This is a genomic window from Vibrio sp. 1288, from assembly GCF_033344475.1.
Genome location: NZ_JAWPOX010001171.1, coordinates 1 through 509, shown reverse-complemented (window position 1 = coordinate 509; position 509 = coordinate 1). Strand labels below are relative to the sequence as shown.

General features: G+C 50.1%; 1 protein-coding gene. It reads right to left on the bottom strand.

The genetic code is table 11. The features are described from left to right. Nucleotides 1–509, bottom strand: a 509-nt coding sequence (locus R8O11_RS31500; RefSeq protein WP_412035108.1) for a tetratricopeptide repeat protein, incomplete at both ends; no start/stop codon positions are given.

Below are 509 nucleotides of genomic sequence, written 5' to 3'. Positions count from 1 at the left end.
TATTTAGTAACTCAACGGCTTGTTGTGGCTGTTTTTTCTCGATGTATAGATCGGTCATTGCATCTAAATAGAATGGGTTGCCCGGATCTTGCGCTAACAGCTTTTTCAAAATCGGTTCTGCTTGTGATAAGCGTTTGTTGTCCAGATGAACCAGCGCTCGGCCGTAATCAAATGACGGCATGATGTCCGCTGAAGCTTTCTTTTGAGTACGCTCAAACCAACCTAGTGCGGCTTGTCCGTCGATACCGGCATATCGCGCGACAATGCGTGCGCGCGCCAAATGGTAATCGATAGAGGGTGCAATGCGCATTGGGGGATAGGCTTGTGCACGTTGACGGCTATCTGCCACACGGTCTTCTGGTAAAGGGTGAGTCAGTAGCATTGGTGGCGGTTTACTCGCGTAGCGGTACTCATCAGCTAAACGTCCAAAGAAACGCGGCATTGCTTGCACATCAAATCCTGCTTTCGCCAAGGTTGCGATGCCGAAGCGGTCGGCTTCTTTCTCGTTT